The organism is Tenuibacillus multivorans, assembly GCF_900103915.1.
Lineage (GTDB): Bacteria > Bacillota > Bacilli > Bacillales > Alkalibacillaceae > Tenuibacillus > Tenuibacillus multivorans.
In genome coordinates this window covers 51,551-73,274 of the sequence record NZ_FNIG01000001.1, presented here as the reverse complement: position 1 = coordinate 73,274, position 21,724 = coordinate 51,551, and the positions used below count along the sequence as shown (strand labels likewise).

The following is a 21,724-nucleotide window of genomic DNA, read 5'->3' as shown; positions in this document are numbered from 1 at the left end:
TCTTACAATGGATAAGAGTAGAGGAAAAAAAGTGCATTTAAGGGAGCACGAGAAAATGAATTTGTTTAAAAGATGGCGTATAGTTGTTATGTCTGATGCTAAAGAGGGAATCAGACAGTTTTCGCTACCTAAAATCATATTTTTCGGCTTTATGGCAATCTTTTTGACGGCTTTGCTTAGTGTCTGGCTTACTATACATATAATTGAATCTTTATCAGTAGAAAACGAAGAGTTAACCGCTTCATTAGGTGAGGTTAACACACAGTTAACGGAACAGGATGAACAGCTACAGCAATATGAAAAAGATCGAGTGGCGATTCAAAATCGTTTGGACGAGCTTCATCTTTTGGAAGAACAGTTAAAGGATATGATCTCTTCTTTAAATCCAGATCGTTTAGCCGCTTTTGAAGACGGACCTAAAGGTGGAGAAGATTTCATTCAAAGAGATGATGTTGTCATTGAACAAGCCTCATTAACTAAAGACTTTTCAGGTGATTACAATATGATCCGAGAAGAAGTCCCAACCCTAGTTGAAGAATATGAAGTCGCTATTGAAGAGTTAAGCCAGGTCAAAGAGCAATTAAAGCAGGTGCCCATTTATTGGCCAGCTGATACGGAAAGAATAACATCTGAATTTGGTAATCGTGTTGACCCGTTTCGCCAGGTTGAAGCTTTCCATAGTGGATTAGACTTAGCTGGACCATGGGGAACAGAGATATATGCGACTGGTGATGGAGTTATAGAGTTTTCCGATAGAGATGATTCCTATGGATTATCAATTATCATCAATCATGAAAATACATATAAAACTCGATATGGCCATATGGCTCGTTTAAACGTTGAAGAGGGTGAACGAGTTAAGCAAGGTGATTTAATTGGGCTAATGGGTTCAACTGGAAGAAGTACTGGTGTTCATTTACATTATGAGATTATGCATCGCGGAGAAGTCATTGATCCCTACCCATATATGACGTTTATACAACGCGTATTAAATGAATAAAGGTGGTTAAATGTTATGTTATCGAAACAGGAAAAACAGTTAAATCAAGTTGATACTATCGTAGGTTCTGGTACGACATTAAACGGTGATGTAGAATCTGAAGCGAGTATACGAATTGATGGTACGGTGACTGGATCTGTAATTTGCAGTGGTGATGTTGTCATTGGTTCTGAAGGAAAAGTTGAAGCTGAGGTTAAAGGACGAAATGTTACAGTAGCCGGAATGGTGAAAGGAAACATTACGAGTAAGCATACCTTAAAAATTGAAGCAACAGGAAAATTAATGGGTGATGCGAAGATGGCTGTTTTCGTCATTGATGAAGGCGGTAAGTTTGACGGGAAAAGTCAAATGGAATCTACATCAGAATCCGGATCTAATCATGATAAAAACAATAAAAATGATAAAAACGAACATAATCAAGAACAACAATCTAAAAAACAAAAGAATAAGAAAAAGAATAAAGCATCATAAAATCAAAAAGCCGGTACAACAAATTAACAGTGTACCGGCTTAATTTTATGCTTTGATATAATTTCTAGAAGCTTGTACGAATTTACCAACCCGTTCTAAAATGGGTTCTATGGAGTCTCCATTCTCAAATAAATCATAATCATTAATATTAATGCGCATAACTGGACAAGTATTAAAATTATTAATCCATTCCTCGTACCGATTGTACATCTCTCTCCAATATTCAATCGGTGTATCCTGTTCCATCTTCCTTCCCCGACTACGAAGACGTTCTAAAACATCGTCAAATGAACCTTCTAGATAGATGAGTAAGTCCGGATGAGGAAAATAAGGGGTCATGACCATGGCATCAAACAGATTCTTATATGTTTGATAATCGATTTCTGACATCGTGCCTTTTTCTTGGTGCATTTTAGCAAAAATCCCTGTGTCTTCATAAATGGAACGATCCTGTACAAATCCCCCACCGTATTCGAAGATTCGTTTCTGCTCTTTGAATCGTTCAGCTAAAAAATAAACTTGTAAATGGAAGCTCCATCGTTCAAAGTCTTTATAAAAATTATCTAGATAAGGATTCCCATCAACCTTTTCAAATGATGTGCGGAAACCAAGGGCATCAGCTAAGGCATTCGTCATGGTTGATTTTCCAACGCCAACGGTTCCAGCAATGGTGATCACTGTATCGTTTGGAATACCGTATTGGTTATTGATTTTCATGTTACAACTTCCCCTTTTTGAATGTGCTTTTCAATAATCGTTAAAATGTAGTCCAGGTCCTGTTGCTGTTTAACAAAGTCTAGCTGATCACCATCTAATCGGATAACCGGTATATCAGGATTATTCTTTTCAAATTCATCCATGAATTGATCATAATCATCTGATAACTGTTGTAAGTATTCATGTTGAATATTTTTTTCAATTTCACGTCCTCGCATTCGGATCCGTTCAAGCAAAGTATCAAGACTTGCATGTAAATAAATCATAACATTTGGTTTTGGCATATCGTTTGTTAAAATATGAAAGATTTGCTCGTACTTATTAAATTGCTTTTGATTTAATGTTCGCTTTGCAAAAATCATATTTTTAAAAATATGATAATCAGAAACAACAGGTTTGTATTGTTCTAAGTAATGCTTTTCAATATCTTCAAGCTGCTTATATCGATTGCACAGGAAGAACATTTCTGTCTGAAAACTCCACTCTTCTATATTGTCGTAGAACTTTCCTAAAAAAGGATTTTCTTCAACAATTTCTTTAAGTAAATGAAAGTAAAAATGCTGAGCAATTTTATTAGAAAGAGAGGTTTTTCCAACACCAATCGGCCCCTCTACAGCAATAAAAGGTACATGATTTTCCCCCATCTCCAATACCTCCAATGACAATATCAGTTCTATTATTCCATGATAACAAATTTCGACACTTAATGGAGTAAAAATAACGAATTATTTCATTTAGACCTAGGTGAAGTTGGAGAGCACTTTTGCACTTAGACTTTTATCTTTAATATTAATTAAATTTGCTTAAAAGTGTTAAAAATCTACACTTACCTATACACAAAATGAACAATATCATATTTTATATTAACTACGAAAAGAGAGGTGAAAAAATAGTGTTTGATGAGAATTGCAAAGATGACTTAGAATGTAAAGATAACACATGTGTATGTAGAATGGTAAGAAAAATTGCCAGAGCACAAGCTGAAGCTGCAAGTGAAGGAAGTGATTGTGAAGTAGGTTGTAAACAATCTGTCGATGATCTTTTATCACCAGCTACTCCTACTACTGACAACGATACAGTCCCATTTGTTTTATACTGTAAAGGTGACTGCGTTCCATTTATCGGTAGTGGAGTGGTTCAGGCTATGGCAGGGGCAAACACAGTCTTTAGATGTTTTGAATCTCCAATCTTCCGTGTTAGCCGCGTGAAGAAAGATTGCTGTGCTGAACTTGAGCTACTTCTACCAGTAACTGCAGGCGGATCAACTCCTGGACCTGGTGGTGCTTCCGTTTGTGATTACTTCCCAGGTAGCTCTATTCGCAACTTACAGCGTACTGGAATCTGTATTACAGTAGATTTATGTGACTTCGTGGGTATTACATGCTTAGAACCAGTAAGAGCATTACCTGTATCTGAATTTAATCCGAGCAATACTGTAGCTGGGTCATCTAAAAATTACGATTAATTTAAAAAAAGTCGGTACCTTTAATAAAGGTATCGACTTTTTTATTGCAATATGTCATGGACTCAAGGTAGTCACATCATTTGCATCCATTTCATAAATATCTGGATCGTATAAATGGCAAGCTACATGTCTTCCTTCTTCAACTTCTACCAATTTAGGTTTTTGATGAGCGCAAATGTCCTGTGCTAATGGGCATCTCGTTCTAAAAACACAGCCTGATGGAGGATCCAGTGGGCTTGGTAAGTCGCCTTCTAATAAAACTCTAGTTCGTGTTTTCTCTATTTTAGGATCCGGAATAGGAACTGCTGATAATAAAGCATTTGTATATGGATGTAACGGTTCATCGTATAAAGTTTTACTATTAGTTAATTCCACAATATGACCGAGATACATAACGGCAATACGGTCCGATATATGTCTAACCATGGATAAATCGTGGGCAATGAACAAATAGGTTAAATCTTTCTCTTTTTGTAGTTTTGAGAGTAAGTTAATGATTTGGGCTTGGACTGATACATCTAGGGCTGAAATCGGCTCATCACAGATGATAAATTCAGGTTCTAAGGCTAAAGCTCTTGCAATTCCAATACGTTGTCGTTGCCCTCCGCTAAATTCATGCGGGTAGCGGGTGGCATGCTCTTTATTTAATCCGACTTCCTCAAGAAGTTGGTACACCCTATGAAGTCGTTCCTTTTCACCTTTATAGAGCCCATGAATTTCCATAGGTTCGGATATAATTTCTTTAACAGTCGAACGTGGATTCAATGAAGCATATGGGTCTTGGAAAATCATTTGCATGTTTCTAAATAGCTTAAACCGCTCTTGTTCAGGAATGCTATGAACATCGATATCATCATATAGAACTTGTCCATCTGTTTTATCGTAAAGTGTTAATATCGTTCTTCCAGCCGTCGATTTTCCACAACCTGACTCACCAACGACTCCAAACGTTTCCCCTTTTCGAATATTAAAGCTAATATCATCTACAGCTTTTAACGTTTGTTTCTTACTTATTTTAAAATATTTTTTTAGGTTTTTGACTTTTAGTAATTCGTTTCCCATACGGATTCCCCCATTACGTATGATATCGTCTAGCCACGCACAGTTCCTTCTCATACTTTGTTCCTGGTACATGGATCATTTCGATTCCTTTCCCCGTACTTGGTGAATGAATCATATACTCATTTCCAGCATATAGTCCAACGTGATGAATGTGTCCATTTTCAAAAGCAAAGAATAAAAGATCTCCAATTTCGAGGTGATTAAGTGGTACGTGTTCACCAGCTTTTGCTTGATCTGAGGCATCTCTTGGTATTTGGTATCCGTTAGCTTTATGCATGTTATAAGTAAATCCTGAACAATCATACCCAAAGGCGCTCATACCACCCCAAAAGTAAGGTAATTCTAAAAACTCGTGTCCTGATTCAACGATGGCTTGACCTGTTTGTTTAGGAATATCGTCATAAGATGGAAAAATAGCAACATCGTGACGGTTAAGCCACGCCTCACCTTCAGGTGTTAGAGCTTTAACCATTTGTTCATGTTGGTCAACAACAGGTAGGTAGGTTAGAAAACTAAGATCTAATATCGTTTCGTTATGATGATCCATTAATGCTGCGGTTTTCGATGTGATCAACGCAATCGGAAAATAGGACCAAGCCTCCCGTTCAACTTGTTTAAGTTGTTTTAAAGGGACCCAGCCAGGGTAACCCCTCGCATCTTTTTTTGAGGGTTGGTTTATAGCAATTATTTTTGCCCAATCCCCTTCTATTTCGTCAACAATCACTTCTTCACCATATAATAGCTGTGATTGAACTAAATTCAAATCACATAAATCTCGTCTTTTATCAGTTGTTAGGGCGTTATACCACTGATGAATGTTAGCGGGTTCGTGTAGTCCTGGCTCATCTATTTCTCTTGGAGAATTTGGTTCTGTCCATATAGTAGAAACAGCCACGTTACAAATCCACATATGATTAGACTCATTCATTTTTAACAAACTCCTCATGGATTATAAAATCTTCTTTGGCTTCGTAAATCCCCAGGCCCGGTTCATCAGAAAACGTCATGATAGGACCTTCATACTGAATTCCGCCTAATAACGGATCATCGGCTAACATTAATGGAGCATCAAAATCATACCTTGTAATATTTTTTTGACTAGCAGCGAAATGTGCTGCTGCTGTGATTCCGAGCTTTGTTTCAATCATACTGCCAACCATGCATTCAATACCGAAAGCATCAGCCATTTGACTAATCTTTAAGGCATTATAAATCCCACCTGTTTTCATAAGCTTAATATTGATTAGATCAGCACTACCAGTTTCAAGTACTTTTCTTGCATCATCTGGCGAAAAAACACTTTCATCAGCCATAATGGGGATGTTAGTTCGATCGGTTACCTGTTTTAATCCTTTGATATCATTTGCTTTAACGGGTTGCTCAACGAGTTCAATATTAAGGTCTAATGCCTCCATTTGATTAATGGCATATATAGCTTCCTTAACAGACCAGCCTTGATTGGCATCCAAACGAATGATTGGTTTTGGTCCAATCATTTCACGGATAGCTTGAATTCGTTTAAGGTCTTGGTGGATGTCATCCTTTCCAACCTTAACCTTTAACATTTGAAAGCCATCATTGATATAGGTTTGAGCATCTAAGGCCATTTCATCTGGATCGTTCACGCTAACCGTATAATCAGTATCGATGGAATCCCGGTATCCACCAAGCAGTTGATAAAGTGGTAGTCGTGCAGTTCGGGATAGACAATCATATAAAGCCATATCAACGGCTGCTTTTGCACTTGTATTTCTCACAATGGATTGATTAATTATTTCTAAAATGTTATTAATATGTTGAATCGATTGTCCTAATAATATAGGTTTAAAAATATGTTCAATACAGGTTTGAATACTATTTAACGTATCCCCTGTCACAACAAGGTTTGGTGGTGCTTCACCAAATCCTATCGTTCCATCTTCTAAGGTAATGGTGACATATATCGATTCAGCCTCTGTCACCGTTCGTAAAGCTGTTTTAAACGGCTTCTTTAAAGGAATTTTAACGCGAAAGGTTTCAACAGACCTAATCTTCATGGTTCCGTCCTCCTGTCATCACACCTGGTTGGATAATTAATGACTTCGTCTCACTTGATAATGTCGCATGAACGCCTAGTGGTATCGAAAAGTGAGGCTGACAATGACCGATGTTAAAGCCTTTAATAATTGGTTTAGATTGATGGATAAAATAATGGTCTAAGACTTCACCTAAAGTAAATGACGGACGGTCATTGGTCGGTTCAGCATGCTTAAAATCACCTATGACGATGCCGGCAGCTTCATCTAGTTTTCCAGCATTTTTAAGCTGGCTTAAAAATGAATCAATGCGATACGGTGGTTCATCGATATCCTCGATGAACAATAGTTTATCTTTTGTTTCTATTTCAAATGGCCCACCTAGCGTGTTTACTACGAGTGATAAATTGCCGCCGACGATTTTCCCTTCCGCTTTTCCATTACTTAAAACAGTAAGGGGCGAAATGTCTTCGTTATAGATTAATAGTTTAGGTTGAAAAAGCTGATTAAATGATTGTTTTGAGATGTCATGAAAATCGTCCTTTCCGATATCGGATGCTAACATCGGCCCATGAAACGTAACTAAATCTGTCTGTTGTCTAATGGCTGTATGTAAATATGTAATATCACTATATCCCCAAAAGATTTTGGGATTATGTTCAATTAAATCGTAATCGATATTTAAGGCGATTCGACTCGTCCCATAGCCTCCACCAGCACAAATAATTCCATTAACTTCTGGATCTAAAAACATGTCGTGTAAGTCCTCTAGTCGTTCTTCATCTGTGCCTGCTAAGTATCCATTTACGTTTTTAACATGTTTACCTAATTTAATGTTAAGCTGTAGCTTTTCAAAAAAAGGAAGCGCATTTTCTAATTGTTCTAGATTTGGTGGACTTGCTGGTGCAATGACACCAATTGTATCACCTGGTTTTAGTGGTTGCGGTTGAATCATTTTATGAACTCCTTTTTTATGTATTAGAGGGCATATGGGAATATATATGCCCTCTTTGACATAAGGTTGCTTAGTTTTTATCTGCCCATTTTAATTCGAGATAACCGACTGGGTGACGAACAACACCTGTTACATCAGGGTTTTGTAACACAATTTGGTTGTAGAAATGAATTGGGAATAGTGGCATTTCATCAAATAAAATTTTCTCAGCCTCATATAGATATTCAAAACGTTGTTCAGGGTCTGTTTCATTTTTAGCATTCGCTATTAACTGATCATATTCCTCGTTAGACCAGCCTGTACGGTTCATTGAAGAGTCTGTGATAAAGCTTTCTAAGAAGTTAACAGGGTCTGCGTAGTCAGCCAAGAAAGAACTACGTGAGAATTGATGGTTTAAATCCTTTTGGTCTTGTAAGAAGACGTTCCATTCCGTATTTTCTAAGGTAACCTCTATTCCTAACACATCAATATACTGTTGTTGCATATATTCTGCAATTGACTTATGTGCATCACTTGTATTATAGGAAAGCGTAATTTCTGGCAGTTCATCATAACCTTCTTCTGCCATACCTTCTTCTAATAACTGCTTAGCCTGTTCAGGATCAAAGGTTAGAAAATCACCATTTTGCTCGCGGAAGTCTTGACCATTCGCGTCTTGGAAGCCATATGAAACAAAACCATAAGCAGGCTTCTCAAGGTTTTTCGTAATATAATTTACGATTTCCTCTTGATTAATAGCCATGGCGAAAGCTTTACGTATTTTTTCGTTTTGGAATGGTTCTTCTGTCACATTAAAACGATAAAAATAAGTTCCCGCTTGATCCTCATAAACGACGTCATCGCCCTCTAACAATTGTTCAGCCAAATCTGATGGAATACCTGAAGAATCAAGATCACCGCTCTCATACATTTGGTATTCCGTATTCGTATCATTGACCATCGCCCAATGAACTTCATCTAACTTGACGGTGTCAGCATCCCAATATTCAGGGTTTTTCTCAAACACCATGTTGTTATCATGATTCCATTCTTTTAATTGAAACGGGCCGTTAGCTACAAAGGAATCCGCTTCTGAATGCCATTCAGGATTTTCCTGTGCAACTTGATGGTTAATTGGGAAAAAGGCTGGATTGGTGATAAGGTTTAGGAAAAAACCTGTTGGTGCTTCTAGCGTTACCTTAAAGGTCTTATCATCAACGGCTTCGACCATCACATCATCTGCTGAACCTTCTCCAGTATTATAGGCCTCTCCTCCTTTAATAAAATAACCTAAAAATGCTGCCGATGAAGCGGTTTCAGGATTTAGTAAACGTTTCCAAGCGAAGACAAAATCTTGCGCTGTAACAGGATCACCATTAGACCAGTTTGCGTCTTCTCTAATGTAGAAGGTATAAACGGTTCCATCATCAGATATTTCCCAATCCTCTGCGATGGCAGGTTGAGGCGTATGTGATGAATCTAGACGTGTTAATCCTTCTAATAGATTGTTAAGAGCGTTCCATGAGACCGAATCAAAACCAATAGGTGGGTCGAACGATGTAGGTTCCTCCCCATTGTTTAAGTAAAGCACTTTTTTCCCATCGTCTTGACTATCACTTTCTTCTTCCTCACTCTCGTTTCCTTCATTTTCAGATGTTTGTTCGTCATCTGTGGTCGTATTTTCATCGTCATCAGAACTCGTCGTTGTACATGCTACTAAAAACAAGGCCAGGGTGATGGTTAATAGACATAATAACCATTTTTTTTTCATTCATTTTTCCTCCCTTAATGATTTAATTAGTTTGTTTCATATTTTTGACTCTCTCGTCATAAAGCCAGCAGTCGACATAATGGGAAAGACTAGATTCATGACGAAGAGGGTACATCTTCTCACAAGCCACAATGGCATGGGGACATCTGGCAGTAAATGGGCAGCCAACAGGTGGTGAGAATAAATCAGGTGGTGTCCCATCAATCGGAATTAACTCATCATCCTTTTGATCTAAACGCGGAATAGAGTGTAGCAATCCTAGCGTATAAGGATGTTTTGGATGATAAAAAATTTCTTCTTTCATACCTGACTCAATAATTTTACCGGCATACATGACAGCAATTCGATCTGCAATATTGGCCACAACGCCAAAGTCATGCGTAATGAGAATAATCGCAACGTTCGTTTCCTTTTGAATTTTTCCAAATAACTCTAGTATTTGTGCTTGAATTGTGACATCTAAAGCTGTCGTCGGCTCGTCTGCAATTAATAGATCAGGCTCACAAATAAGCGCAATCGCAATAACAATTCGCTGTCGCATTCCCCCACTCAGCTGGTGTGGATATTGTTCAAGCCGCTCCTCTGGATTTGGAATACCAACAAGATTTAGCATTTCGATCGCTTTTTCTTTAGCCTTTTTATTCGAAATGTTTTGATGTTGCTTTAAGCCCTCCATTAATTGATGACCAATGGAAAGGGTTGGGTTAAGTGCAGTCATTGGATCTTGGAATATCATTGAGATATCAACACCACGAATGTTTCTCATCTGTTTTTCGTTTGCATTTGTAATGTCTATATCTTTAAAAATAATGTTTCCTTCAGAGATTTTCCCTGCTGGCTTTGGGATTAATTGCATAATGCTATTCGCCGTGACGCTTTTACCACAGCCTGATTCACCGACGATGGCTAATGTTTCACCTTCAAATAAATCGAATGTAACCCCTCTTACGGCCTTAACCTCGCCGCCATAAGTCGAGAAAGATACATGAAGGTTTTGAACTTCTAGAATTTTTTTCAATCTGTCACCTCCTAAGCTTTGGATCAAGAGCATCCTGTAGTCCGTCTCCTAACACGTTAAAGGCGAACATGGTAGCTGAGATGAAAAACGCAGGGAAAAATAAACGCCACCAATGTCCAGAAAGTATAGCTGTTAAAGCATCATTAGCCATTACACCCCAGCTAGCATAAGGGGATGAAACACCTAAGCCTAGAAAGCTTAGAAAGGCTTCTGCGAAAATGGCTGAAGGTACCGTTAATGTCATCTGTACAATAATGGGCCCCATCGTGTTAGGTAACAGATTTCGTTTAATAATACGACTCGTTTTGGCCCCAAAGGATTGTGATGCATGAACAAATTCATAGTTTTTAAGCTGTAAAACTTGCCCACGCACGATCCTGGCCATACCAACCCAGCCTGTTACCGTTAATGCTAGAATTATAGTAAGTAAGCTTGGTCCTAATACAACTAAAAGTAGAATGACGACTAATAAGTAAGGTAATCCGTACAGGATCTCTATAATACGCATCAAGATATTGTCTGTTCTTCCCCCTTTATAGCCTGAAATCCCCCCATAAATCACGCCAACAAAAAAATCGATTAACGCCGCCATGAGTCCAACAAATAGGGAGATTCTAGCTCCATACCAGGTGCGTGTGAAGACATCTCGTCCTAATCCATCGGTTCCAAACCAATGCGACCAAGATGGAGCTTGGTTTTGGTTTGGTAGATTTTGCTCCCCTACCGTGTAAGGTGACATATAAGGACCAAAAATTGCCATAATCGCTAGTATAATTAAAAAGATGAGTCCACTCATGGCCAATTTGTTTTTCTTCAATCTTTGCCAAGCATCCTGCCAATAAGATAGAGATGGTCTGACGACGTCCTCTTGTTTCAATTGGTCACGATTAATTGGTTTAAGCCAATCTGAAGGGATTTCAGCACTAGTTGGATCTTGTGCCATTTTTTTCGTCTGTTGATCCATGTTAATCCCCCTTCTCTTTGTGAAGTTTGATTCTCGGGTCTAAAACACCGTAAGCAATATCGACTAAAAATAACATGATAATTAAGAAGGCACTATAAAAGACCGTCGTTCCCATGATGACAGGATAATCACGCTGACTAATACTCTCTACAAAGTATTGACCCATACCCGGGATCGCGAATATTTTTTCAATGACAAAGGTCCCTGTTAAGATGCCTGCTAATAAGGTCCCTAATATAGTCACAACTGGCATTAAAGCGTTTTTAAGTGCATGTTTAATAATGATTTTGTAAGGGGCAAGTCCTTTCGCGCGTGCCATTTTTATATAATCCTGGGTTAAAACTTCTAGCATACTTGACCGGGTTAATCGGGCGATAATCGCCATAGGTCCGGTTGCTAACGCAATGGTAGGTAAGATCATGTGGGAAGGCGATTTCCAAGTTGCGACTGGAAGTAGTTCAAGGTTGACGGCCAACTGCTGTATCAAAAATGTTGCAAGTACGAAGTTAGGAATGGAAATCCCTAATACAGCTATTGACATAGCCAAGTAATCGATTATGCCATTATGTTTTAAGGCTGCAAATACGCCTAATATAATACCGGAAATAATCGCAACGATAATCGAGATGATTCCTAGTTCAAATGAAATGGGAAACCCTCTACCGAGCAAATCATTGACGGTGTCATTCGGTTTCTTAATCGAGGGGCCAAAATCTAATGTCACAATGGATTCTAAATAATAGTAATATTGGACAATCATCGGTTTATCCAAATTAAAATGACTTTCTAAATTAGCTTGAACGGCTTCGTTTGATGTTTTATCCGAAACATCGTTAAACGGAGAGCCTGGAATTGACATCATTAAGATAAAGGTCAGGGTCGTAATAATCCATAAGGTCAAAAGCATCATCAAAAAACGTTTTATGATGTATTTAATCATGTTTGACCCTCCTATTAGCAAAATTTCGTTTGCATTGCTAGTTCAGTCATTACAATCATCGCTCGATAGGCTTCTAATATATCCTCAGCTTCAAACTTGACGATACAGGAATGAGGTTCAATTTCAGTTTTGGGCATTAAATGAGCCCATTCAGCTTGTCCATAATTCGTAAACTCAATCCGTAATGTAGGTTTTTCTGGAGGGATGAGTGGTTCAATTTGCGTGATCTGTTCCATAGCCTGAATCGTTTTTTCTCTTAATAATTTGCTGGATTTCTTAGGTGTTAGCGTTTTCACAGCTGAGCGTGTAATTGTTTGTTTGACAGGTGCGGTGATAATATTAGGGATGATTTCCTTAGCTTCCTCTGTTGCTTGATCATCACCGCCAACTAAAATAACGGGAACACCGTAATAGCCAGCTACATAGGCATTGAACCCGAGTTCACCGACAGCCACATCATTTATAAAAAAGTTACGGACGCCAAATGTCATTGAGTGCGACATAACCCCAGGATGTCCAGCCCGGGCATGATAGCCTAAGAACACGACGCCATCAAAGGAATCATCTAACCCTTCTACCATGGAATAAGGCTTCACACCCCCGCTAATTAAGTCAGCATCAGGATACAATTCATCGACTAAAATATTGTTCATTTTTGAATGGCTATCGTTAACTAAGACATAATCACAGCCGTTTTGATAGGCTGATTCAATCACATCATTAGCTTCGTTTGTCATAATTCTTCTTGCTCGTTCATAATTATGTAATTGAGAATCGACAAACGTATGATCAGGTAATCCAGTTATACCTTCCATATCAACAGACATATATAACTTCATAAGATTAGGACCTCCTAATAAAATAAATACCAATAATTAGTTATGTTTAATGGTTAGGAAGGTATAAATTAATCAACCTACCTACTATAATAAGCTCAATAGATTTTGTTCTTCGCTAATTATTAGGCGATATGCTAAGTTAATTTTTAAAATATCAAATATTTTGAATAAAATCAATTTTCAATCTATTAAATGAAACAATGGTCCTATAAAAACAAGCCACTTTTAAAAAAGCGCTTTCTCATATACAATGATAGTACAGAATTTTTAAATATTTATTTATATTTTATAATTTTGAGGTGATAAAATGGATGAAGAAAAAGTGTTAAAAGCAACAAGTGGTAATCATAATTTGGACAACTATGAACAGACTTATGAGAATTTCAACTGGGATGAAGTTAACAAAGCTTTTTCTTGGAATGAGACGGGAAAAGTCAATATCGCCTATGAAGCAATTGATCGACATGCAGAAAATCCGAAGAAAAAAGGTCAAGTTGCCTTGCATTATGCATCACCTGACCGTGAAGAAAAATTAACGTTTGAAGATTTAAGTAAACGAAGTAATCAATTTGCTAATGTTCTAAAGAAAAAAGGTATTAAAAAAGGTGATCGAGTCTTTTTATTCATGCCAAGATCACCTGAGTTTTATGCGAGTTTCCTAGGGATTCTTAAATTAGGTGCGATTGCTGGGCCATTATTTGAAGCCTTTATGGAGCAAGCCGTACATGATCGTTTAGAAGATAGTGAAGCTACGATGTTAATTACAACTCCGGATTTATTAAATCGAGTACCAGTAGATCAGTTACCTGATTTAAAACAAATCGTGTTAGTGGGTGACTCGAGCGACATTAAAGATGGTTACATTGACTATCATCAAGAGATGGAGTCAGCCAGTGATGACTTTGACATTGAATGGGTCGATCTTGAAGATGGTATGTTGATTCACTATACATCAGGTTCAACGGGTAAGCCTAAAGGGGTTTATCACGTCCATAATGCCATGATTCAGCATTATCAAACAGGTCAATGGGTATTAGATTTAAAAGAAGGAGATGTGTATTGGTGTACAGCTGACCCAGGCTGGGTAACTGGAACGAGCTATGGTATTTTTGCACCATGGTTAAACGGCGTAACGAACGTCGTAGTTGGTGGACGTTTCACCCCAGAAGCTTGGTATGGCGCTTTAGATAAGTACAATGTAACAGTTTGGTATTCAGCACCAACAGCATTCCGTAAATTAATGAGTGCTGGAAAAGATGCGGTACAAAAGCATGACCTATCTTCCGTACGCCACATCTTAAGTGTTGGTGAACCATTAAATCCTGAAGTTATTCATTGGGGAATGAAAGCCTTTAACCTTCGCATTCATGATACTTGGTGGATGACAGAAACAGGTGCTCAGCTTATCTGTAATTATCCATCAATGGATATTCGCCCTGGTTCCATGGGTAAACCAATCCCAGGTGTTGAGGCATCCATTGTCGATGATGAAGGAAATGAGCTGCCGCCAAACCGCATGGGTAACCTAGCAATTAAAGAAGGCTGGCCAGCTATGATGCGTGCGATTTGGAAGCGTCCAGAAAAATATGAAAGCTATTTCTTAAATGGCTGGTATGTTTCTGGTGACAGTGCTTATCGTGATGAAGATGGTTACTTCTGGTTCCAAGGACGTTTAGATGACGTTATTAATACATCAGGTGAACGTGTCGGACCATTTGAAGTTGAAAGTAAGTTAATAGAGCATGAAGCGGTATCAGAAGCGGGTGTTATTGGTAAACCAGATCCTGAACGTGGTGAGATTATCAAAGCGTTCATTTCCTTGAATGAAGGCTATGAAGAATCTGATGAATTGTTAGAAGACATTCGACAGTTTGTTAAAACAGGATTAGCGGGTCATGCAGCACCTCGTGAAATGGAAGTCACAAATGCTATTCCAAAAACACGTAGTGGTAAGATCATGCGTCGTCTATTAAAAGCTCGAGAGCTTGGTCTTCCTGAAGGTGACACATCAACATTAGAAGAATAAATGAATGGGGATCCCTCGGAGGTTGATTAAGCTTCCTGAGGGATTTTTCTTTATGAAGAAATTTTCAGTTGTAGAATACACTTCGGTCCTCAATTGGTTCCCTTCAATCTACAAAAAAGGTCATCGTGTTTAATTTTTGTTATGATAATGGCATTAGACATCATCATAGGAGGGTACGAATTGTTCTCAGTTATTCAATGGTTTATATTTCTACTCGCGAATGCAGTTGCGATCCCGATCGTTATCGGTTCGATATTTCATATGGACGCCATGTCAATCATGCTTCTCATGCAACGGACTTTTTTCATTATAGGGATTGCTTGTTTCCTACAAGGCTGGCTTGGTCATAAGTTGCCAATCGTTGATGGTCCAGCTGGATTATGGGTCAGTACATTTGCTGTGTTTGCTGCAAGTGTAGGAACAGCAGGGTCCACCGGAGTTGAAGCTCTACGATTATTAGAGATGGCGATGATCCTGACCGGGATTATTTTAATCTTATTTGGCGTATTTAAAATATCAGGTAAGGTCATACGATATTTTACGCCTCTTGTGACGGGTGTCTTTTTAACGTTATTAACGTTTCAATTAAGTGGGACATTCTTACAAGGGATGTTTGGGTTATCTGAAAATGTTCAACAAGCCCAAATGGATGGATTTTTAATAGCCATCATGACATTTTTATCGGTCTTAATCTTTTCATTATTTTTTAAAGGATGGGTTAGAAGCTATGCGGTCTTGTTAGGCATGGCATTAGGTTGGGTTCTATTTGCTGTCTTTATTAGCCCTTCCGATAATCAGATTGAAAGTTCAGCATGGTTTGCTTTACCGGAATGGTTTGCTTGGGGAACGCCATTATTTGACTGGAGTGTGGTGCCTGTTGCTGTATTGACTGCATTCATTTTATTATCCAATATCGTCGCATCATTATCAGCTATGACGGAAACATTAGAAGGAAAGTCTAATTTTACGACCACACAAATGAATCGTGGAAGTTTTATGTTAGGGGTAAACCATGGCATCTCGGGTATTTTTTCCGGAGTTGCCGTTGTACCACTAGCATCGACATCAGGGTTTCTTCAGCTAACGGGAGATAAACGAAAAAGTCCATTTATGTGGGCATCACTTTTATTGATGTTGGTTGCCTTCTTCCCACCGATCATTTCATTTTTAGCACAGATTCCATCTCCTGTTGCGAATGCGGCCTTACTAGCAACATTCGTTCAACTGATGGGATTAGGTTTACGTAACTTATTTGCTGACGGATTAAATGAGCGGCGTTTAACCATTATTACGGTGTCATTGTTATTAGGCTCAGGTCTCATGTTTATGCCGGCAGAAAGCTTTTCCGGACTACCTGGTACAGCTAGGCAAGTGATTAGTAACGGTTTGTTAGTAGGTACGGTTATTGCGGTTATTTTAGAACAGTTATGGAAAAAAGAAGATAGAATGACGGAATAAGTGCATAATAAGACCAAGCAATTCTAGAAGTAGGTGATGTTATGGATCATAAGATATACGATTTCATCGGAATTGGGATTGGTCCTTATAATCTAAGCTTAGCCGCATTAACAGAGGATATGGATGATCTTGATCGAATTTTATTTGATCAAACTCCAAAGATGGAATGGCACCCGGGGATGTTAATTGAGGGAACAGATTTACAAGTGCCATTTATGGCTGATTTGGTGACGTTTGCTGATCCGACAAGCCGGTTTAGTTTTTTAAATTATATAAAGGAACAAGAGCGCCTTTATAAGTTTTTCTTTTTTCATGAAATGAAAGCTCCGCGTAATGAATATAATGACTATCTTCAGTGGGCAGTCAACCAGATAAGTGGGCTTTTTTTCGGTAAGGAGGTGGTTGATTTAATCGACCATTCCGATCAGAAAGAACCTTATTATGAACTCGTTATTTTGGATACTGAGAAGAATCAAAAAGAGTATTATTATGCAAGGCATGTTGTTATGGCTACGGGAAGTGAACCACTTATTATAGACAGTATGGAAGGCTTTCCGAATGAGGATATCATTCATACGAGTCGTTACTTATATGAAAAAGAGGCTTTAAAAAAATCGAATCACATTGCGATTATCGGTTCGGGGCAAAGTGCAGCTGAAATATTTTATGATCTGTTAGAAGAACGTGAGCATGCTGAATTTCATCTGTCTTGGCTCACACGGTCTGATGGGATATTTCAACGTGAATCAGCCAATTTAGGTCAAGAGTTTTTTTCACCAGATTATATTGATTATTTTCACCAACTGCCCTTTAAAAAACGAATGGAGGCTATAGAAACACTTTCCCCATTACGTCATGGCATTGATTATTCAACTTTAAATGGTATTTATCAATTGTTATATCATTATTCCATTGGTAATGAAGACCCTAGGATAACGATTCAACCACTGACGGAAATCAATGGAATTAAAAAGGCTGATCAGGGTTATCTATTAAAATGTAAACAGTTGCAACAGGAAATTGACTTTGATTATCATGCGGAAAAGGTCATTTTAGCAACGGGATATAAGCCTAATTTGCCAGATTGGTTTTTAAATCGGTATAAGGATGAGATTGAGTGGGAGGATGAAAACTTATTTAAAGTGAGACGGAATTATGAATTAATCTTTAAAGAGCCTAAGACAAATAAATTTTACATCGTGACCAATTTAGAACATTCTCATGGAACAGCAGCGACTAATCTTGGCTTGGCTGTTCAACGCAATATGGAAATTATAAACGATATAACTGGTGAACCACGTTTTCACACGGAAGGAAGACGGATATTCCAGCAGTTTCTTCCTAAAAGATAGGCATGTTTAAGATAAAACTTGATACGTATTAATTTAATAATGTGAGGAGGCTGGGACAAAAATATCTAGAGGGTGATGAAAGGCGAACCATATCATCTCATATAATTGAAAATGAATGAAGTCAAAATGCGAAGACGCCTCGTCGACTAAAAACGGCCACGTCCTGCGCCTGCGGTTACTCGGCGCAAACTTACGCAAGGATGTAACGCAAGTAGCATTTGTGGCCAACGCCGACACTTGAACATCCAGTTCTTCGCGGGAACAGCACGAGTCTCGAGACCCCGCAGGCAGCGCTTTTCTGCCGAGGAGGCTTGAGCCGTGCCCGCGGCAAGCGAAGCTTTTTGACGTAGTGAATAAAATCTGAACTAATTCATGAATAATTGAATCTAGTTCGGATTTTATGTTTTTAATAAAGTTTTGTCTCAGCCCTTTTTACATACGATTAAACTTTGCCATAGAAAGGCTATTAAGGGATTACAACTTATTCAACTTGAACATTAAAATGAATATATTATGATAAAGTTAGTTTCAAAAGGATGTTAATAATGATTGTGACGAACTATAACCAAAAAATTCAATTATTTAAACAATACGATCATTCAAAAGTTAGCGGATCTTTTGTTCCATATTGGCGAAATGATGAGGTTCAATTAGCTATAACTGAACACGATCGGGCTTGGATTCCATTAGATCAAAAGCCTATTTGGAATGAAGATAAAGATCAGCCGCATTCATTTATGGATTATCCATCGAAACCTAAATTAGAAGCTTATTCTAATGGAATTGATGAGGTAGAGAATCAGTCCGCTTATGCAGGATATTTAAATCGTAAGCATTTCCTTTCATTTTTTGATAAGAATTCGACGGACCGAGACATTTCTCGATTTATTTCCCGGGAAATGGAACGGCAAAAACAACTCAAACAGGCATTTTCAAAATCATTAACTGAGGAAATCATAGATTTTCATTTTAATCTCCTACAATTTTGTGATGACCTTTCCTTATATCTATGTTTAAATGAACCAGGTACGATGAAGGAAAATGAAATCTTTATGTTTAAAGATGGATTTAGACAACGTTTCGAAGGTTTAGATGGACAAATGCGTGCAGAATGGATTAATAAAGAGCAAATGCGGTTAGATCCTTTTCCTTTTAAAGAGCCTTTTATGGTTGAGATTCCTTTTAAAGAAATCATCTACAGTGAAGTAAAGGAAAAAGGGTTGCGGAAATCCTATCAAAATGCTGAAACAAGCTTGAGAAAAGTGTTAATTTCCAAGCAAGATGAATAAAATCCAGGAGAAAATTAGACTCCTGGATTTTTGCAGTTATTATAAGCGTACTTTTCTAATATCAAATAATTGATCTAGCATATACCAATTTTGCGGGAAGGCTAAACCGAGCTTCCAATAGCTTATACCTCTTAATCCATGCTCACGTATGAGGTCAAACTTCGCCTGAATGGACCTGGCATCCTCAAACCAAACTACATGTTGGTTACCTTGATCATCTTGATAATTAAAGAATGGTGCTTGAGCTTCTTCATCGAATTCGATAGCTTGGTTGTTTTCTCTTGCAATTTGAATAGCTTGATTAGGACTTACAGCTTCAGCAGGTTCTCCACCCTCTTCAAATGGTAATGTCCAATCATACCCATATAAATTTTGACCTAACAGGATTTTCTCAGCCGGCATAACGGATAAGGCATACTCAACGACGCCAGTAACAGGTTGAATCGGTGATACAGCCATCGGTGGACCATAGCTATAGCCCCATTCGTAAGTCATTAACACAACAAAATCAACTATCTCACCATGGGCTTGATAGTCATGGGCTTCGTACCATTGACCCGTTTGTTCCCCACTTGTTTTTGGAGCTAATGCTGTTGAAAGCATTAAGTTGTTTTCATCTAAACGTTGTTTCGCTTTTCTTAAAAATTGATTATAGTTTTCTCTTGTATCAGGCGGTAAAAACTCGAAGTCAAAATGGACATCTTGATATCCGACTTCATTGGCAATTCGTATGACTTCATCCAATAGCGTGTTTTGAACATTCTCATCTGTTACGATTAAACGACCGAGTTCTTCACTGAACTGACCTTCTTCAATGTTCGTCACCGCCAGCATTAAGGCTGTGTTATTTTCAGCAGCAATAGCTGGAAAATTATCTAACGGTGGTGGAATGAGCGTCCCATCACGATTAACTTGGTAACTAAACGGGGCCATATAAGTTAAAAACGGGGCACGAGCTCTAGCTGATTGGATTAAGGTTTGACTAACCGAATCACCAGTTGGCTCAATATAAGCATTACTCGTAATAGGAGTTCGTTCCGGTGTTGGAATTTGAAGGACTTGCCCAATTTCTAAAGGGGTATTCACGTTAATGTTGTTATAGTTGGCTAATTCTTGCTGGCTAACCCCAAGCAATTGGCTTATTTGGTAAAGACTATCCCCGGATTGGACAGTATAAGTATTGGTTGGAATTACAAGGGATTGGCCAATAACCAAATCTTCAGGCTGGTCTAACGCATTAACTTGAACAATTTGGTCAATCGAAGTCTGGTATTGATTAGCGATTGAAAATATGGAGTCGCCTTGTTGAACGACGTGTATGATCAATGATGTGCACTCCTTTCATATCGTTCTTATCTGCATAATTTTAGGCTTATGCTATTCATGATTATGGTATGATACAGATGTTAAGAGGTGACTAATGATGCATGAATACTATATGAAAGAGGCCATTAAAGAAGCTAAAAAGGCAGAAGATATTCGTGAAGTCCCAATAGGTGCTGTTATTGTTCATCACGGTGACATCATTGCACGAGGTTATAATCAACGTGAGACAACCCAACTAAGCCATTCACATGCTGAAATAATTGCTATTGAACAAGCCAATCAAGCTATCGGTAGCTGGCGGTTAGAAGAATGTACACTTTATGTAACTTTAGAGCCTTGTCCGATGTGTGCCGGAGCTATTGTACAAGCGCGAATTCCACACGTCGTATACGGTGCCAGTGACCCGAAGGCGGGCTGCGCAGGAACATTAATGAACTTGTTAGACGAATCAAGGTTTAATCATCAGGCCAATGTGGATGCAGGCGTATTAAAGGAAGAGTGTGCTTCATTACTAACTCAGTTTTTTAAAGGAATAAGAAATAAATAACTTCTACATATCAATGGCATATAGGATTTCCTTGATGTTTGTCATTTTTATATTAAATTGGAGAATGGAGTGCCAAGATTATAATTTACACAAAATGGAACCTTATCATCATTGCATTTTACCTCAAAACCTTTTATACTTGTAATTGCTGTGCTAGGTGGGGAGGTAGCGGTGCCCTGTAACCCACAATCCGCTATAGTGGGACTGAAAGCCTATCTGAGGTGAAGTAATTTTAAGGTCTGCCGTAAGTAAGCAGTGTTGACGTTTGGGTCCTATGCAACGAGAACCCGTAAACCCTGTCAGGTCCGGAAGGAAGCAGCAGTAAGCGGTCATTCTTGTGTGTCGTAGGGTTGCCTAAATCGAGCTGTGAGCTTATGTAACGCTTATGAATTACTTCATCGAGGATAGGGCGCAGTTACATAAACCACATTGTACGTTTCTTCATAAATTCCACAGCTTTTCTTTCCCATATGCCTTTATCTTGTCATCCCTATTTCTATATTTAGTTTTGAAAATATGCTTCTGAATCG

20 protein-coding genes and 1 other RNA gene are annotated in these 21,724 nt (G+C 38.3%); 9 read left to right on the top strand and 12 right to left on the bottom strand.

The window, feature by feature from the left end; genetic code table 11:
• Positions 1-55: 55 nt before the first annotated feature.
• The gene (locus BLP77_RS00380) at positions 56-1,000 is read left to right on the top strand and encodes a M23 family metallopeptidase (RefSeq protein ID WP_176752904.1); all 945 of its coding nucleotides are present in this window, start codon (positions 56-58) and stop codon (positions 998-1,000) included.
• A 15-nt stretch (positions 1,001-1,015) separates the two neighbouring features.
• The gene (locus tag BLP77_RS00375) at positions 1,016-1,471 is read left to right on the top strand and encodes a bactofilin family protein (RefSeq protein ID WP_093855122.1); all 456 of its coding nucleotides are present in this window, start codon (positions 1,016-1,018) and stop codon (positions 1,469-1,471) included.
• A 45-nt stretch (positions 1,472-1,516) separates the two neighbouring features.
• Here BLP77_RS00375 and BLP77_RS00370 read toward each other — a convergent pair whose 3' ends face one another.
• Together BLP77_RS00370 and BLP77_RS00365 are read right to left on the bottom strand one after the other, a co-directional pair.
• Positions 1,517-2,188 carry a deoxynucleoside kinase gene (locus tag BLP77_RS00370; RefSeq protein WP_093855121.1) on the bottom strand — a complete coding sequence of 224 codons (672 nt, stop codon included), beginning with the start codon at positions 2,186-2,188 and terminating at the stop codon, positions 1,517-1,519.
• Positions 2,185-2,832 carry a deoxynucleoside kinase gene (locus BLP77_RS00365; protein WP_093855120.1) on the bottom strand — a complete coding sequence of 216 codons (648 nt, stop codon included), beginning with the start codon at positions 2,830-2,832 and terminating at the stop codon, positions 2,185-2,187. The genes BLP77_RS00370 and BLP77_RS00365 overlap by 4 nt, the downstream gene beginning before the upstream one ends.
• Before the next feature lie 197 nt (positions 2,833-3,029).
• Here BLP77_RS00365 and BLP77_RS00360 point away from each other — a divergent pair, with 197 nt between their 5' ends.
• Positions 3,030-3,653, top strand: coding sequence for a CotY/CotZ family spore coat protein (locus BLP77_RS00360; protein WP_093855119.1), 624 nt, complete (start codon positions 3,030-3,032; stop codon positions 3,651-3,653).
• A gap of 54 nt (positions 3,654-3,707) precedes the next feature.
• On the opposite strand, the gene BLP77_RS00355 is transcribed toward BLP77_RS00360, so the two are convergent.
• The 9 genes from BLP77_RS00355 to BLP77_RS00315 form a co-directional block, all read right to left on the bottom strand.
• Positions 3,708-4,715, bottom strand: coding sequence for an ABC transporter ATP-binding protein (locus BLP77_RS00355; RefSeq protein ID WP_093855118.1), 1,008 nt, complete (start codon positions 4,713-4,715; stop codon positions 3,708-3,710).
• A gap of 13 nt (positions 4,716-4,728) precedes the next feature.
• Positions 4,729-5,643, bottom strand: a complete 915-nt coding sequence (locus BLP77_RS00350; RefSeq protein WP_093855117.1) for a C40 family peptidase — start codon at positions 5,641-5,643, stop codon at positions 4,729-4,731.
• A complete protein-coding gene (locus BLP77_RS00345) occupies positions 5,636-6,751 on the bottom strand; it encodes a mandelate racemase/muconate lactonizing enzyme family protein (RefSeq protein ID WP_093855116.1) in 1,116 nt (371 codons plus the stop codon). The genes BLP77_RS00350 and BLP77_RS00345 overlap by 8 nt, the downstream gene beginning before the upstream one ends.
• Positions 6,741-7,685 (bottom strand): S66 peptidase family protein, encoded by a 945-nt coding sequence (locus BLP77_RS00340; RefSeq protein ID WP_093855115.1) that lies wholly within the window; start codon positions 7,683-7,685, stop codon positions 6,741-6,743. Before BLP77_RS00340 ends, BLP77_RS00345 begins: the two co-directional genes overlap by 11 nt.
• Before the next feature lie 70 nt (positions 7,686-7,755).
• On the bottom strand, positions 7,756-9,435 hold the full coding sequence (locus BLP77_RS00335) for a peptide ABC transporter substrate-binding protein (RefSeq protein WP_093855114.1): 1,680 nt from the start codon (positions 9,433-9,435) through the stop codon (positions 7,756-7,758).
• A gap of 22 nt (positions 9,436-9,457) precedes the next feature.
• Positions 9,458-10,453: an ABC transporter ATP-binding protein gene (locus BLP77_RS00330; RefSeq protein ID WP_093855113.1), complete on the bottom strand. Its 996-nt coding sequence runs from the start codon at positions 10,451-10,453 to the stop codon at positions 9,458-9,460.
• Between the two features lie 4 nt (positions 10,454-10,457).
• Positions 10,458-11,417, bottom strand: a complete 960-nt coding sequence (locus BLP77_RS00325) for an ABC transporter permease (RefSeq protein WP_176752902.1) — start codon at positions 11,415-11,417, stop codon at positions 10,458-10,460.
• Position 11,418: 1 nt separating this feature from the next.
• Positions 11,419-12,357 carry an ABC transporter permease gene (locus BLP77_RS00320; RefSeq protein ID WP_093855112.1) on the bottom strand — a complete coding sequence of 313 codons (939 nt, stop codon included), beginning with the start codon at positions 12,355-12,357 and terminating at the stop codon, positions 11,419-11,421.
• A 14-nt stretch (positions 12,358-12,371) separates the two neighbouring features.
• The gene (locus BLP77_RS00315; protein ID WP_093855111.1) at positions 12,372-13,196 is read right to left on the bottom strand and encodes a M55 family metallopeptidase; all 825 of its coding nucleotides are present in this window, start codon (positions 13,194-13,196) and stop codon (positions 12,372-12,374) included.
• 307 nt (positions 13,197-13,503) lie between these two features.
• Between BLP77_RS00315 and acsA the strand changes: the two genes are divergently transcribed.
• The 4 genes from acsA to BLP77_RS00295 all read left to right on the top strand — a co-directional run bounded on the left by acsA (position 13,504) and on the right by BLP77_RS00295 (position 19,321).
• On the top strand, positions 13,504-15,222 hold the full coding sequence (gene acsA, locus BLP77_RS00310) for an acetate--CoA ligase (protein WP_093855110.1): 1,719 nt from the start codon (positions 13,504-13,506) through the stop codon (positions 15,220-15,222).
• Between the two features lie 180 nt (positions 15,223-15,402).
• A complete protein-coding gene (locus tag BLP77_RS00305; RefSeq protein WP_245686767.1) occupies positions 15,403-16,680 on the top strand; it encodes a purine/pyrimidine permease in 1,278 nt (425 codons plus the stop codon).
• Positions 16,681-16,721: 41 nt separating this feature from the next.
• Positions 16,722-18,032: a lysine N(6)-hydroxylase/L-ornithine N(5)-oxygenase family protein gene (locus tag BLP77_RS00300; RefSeq protein ID WP_093855109.1), complete on the top strand. Its 1,311-nt coding sequence runs from the start codon at positions 16,722-16,724 to the stop codon at positions 18,030-18,032.
• A 545-nt stretch (positions 18,033-18,577) separates the two neighbouring features.
• Positions 18,578-19,321 (top strand): DUF3891 family protein, encoded by a 744-nt coding sequence (locus tag BLP77_RS00295; RefSeq protein WP_176752901.1) that lies wholly within the window; start codon positions 18,578-18,580, stop codon positions 19,319-19,321.
• A 39-nt stretch (positions 19,322-19,360) separates the two neighbouring features.
• On the opposite strand, the gene BLP77_RS00290 is transcribed toward BLP77_RS00295, so the two are convergent.
• Entirely contained in the window at positions 19,361-20,647 is a 1,287-nt protein-coding gene (locus BLP77_RS00290) for a glycoside hydrolase family 18 protein (protein WP_093855107.1), read from the bottom strand.
• Between the two features lie 94 nt (positions 20,648-20,741).
• On the opposite strand from BLP77_RS00290, the gene tadA reads away from it, so the two are divergent.
• Together tadA and ffs are read left to right on the top strand one after the other, a co-directional pair.
• Positions 20,742-21,194 (top strand): tRNA adenosine(34) deaminase TadA, encoded by a 453-nt coding sequence (gene tadA, locus BLP77_RS00285; protein ID WP_093855106.1) that lies wholly within the window; start codon positions 20,742-20,744, stop codon positions 21,192-21,194.
• 148 nt (positions 21,195-21,342) lie between these two features.
• Positions 21,343-21,609, top strand: an RNA gene (gene ffs, locus BLP77_RS00280) — signal recognition particle sRNA large type.
• Positions 21,610-21,724 lie beyond the last annotated feature (115 nt).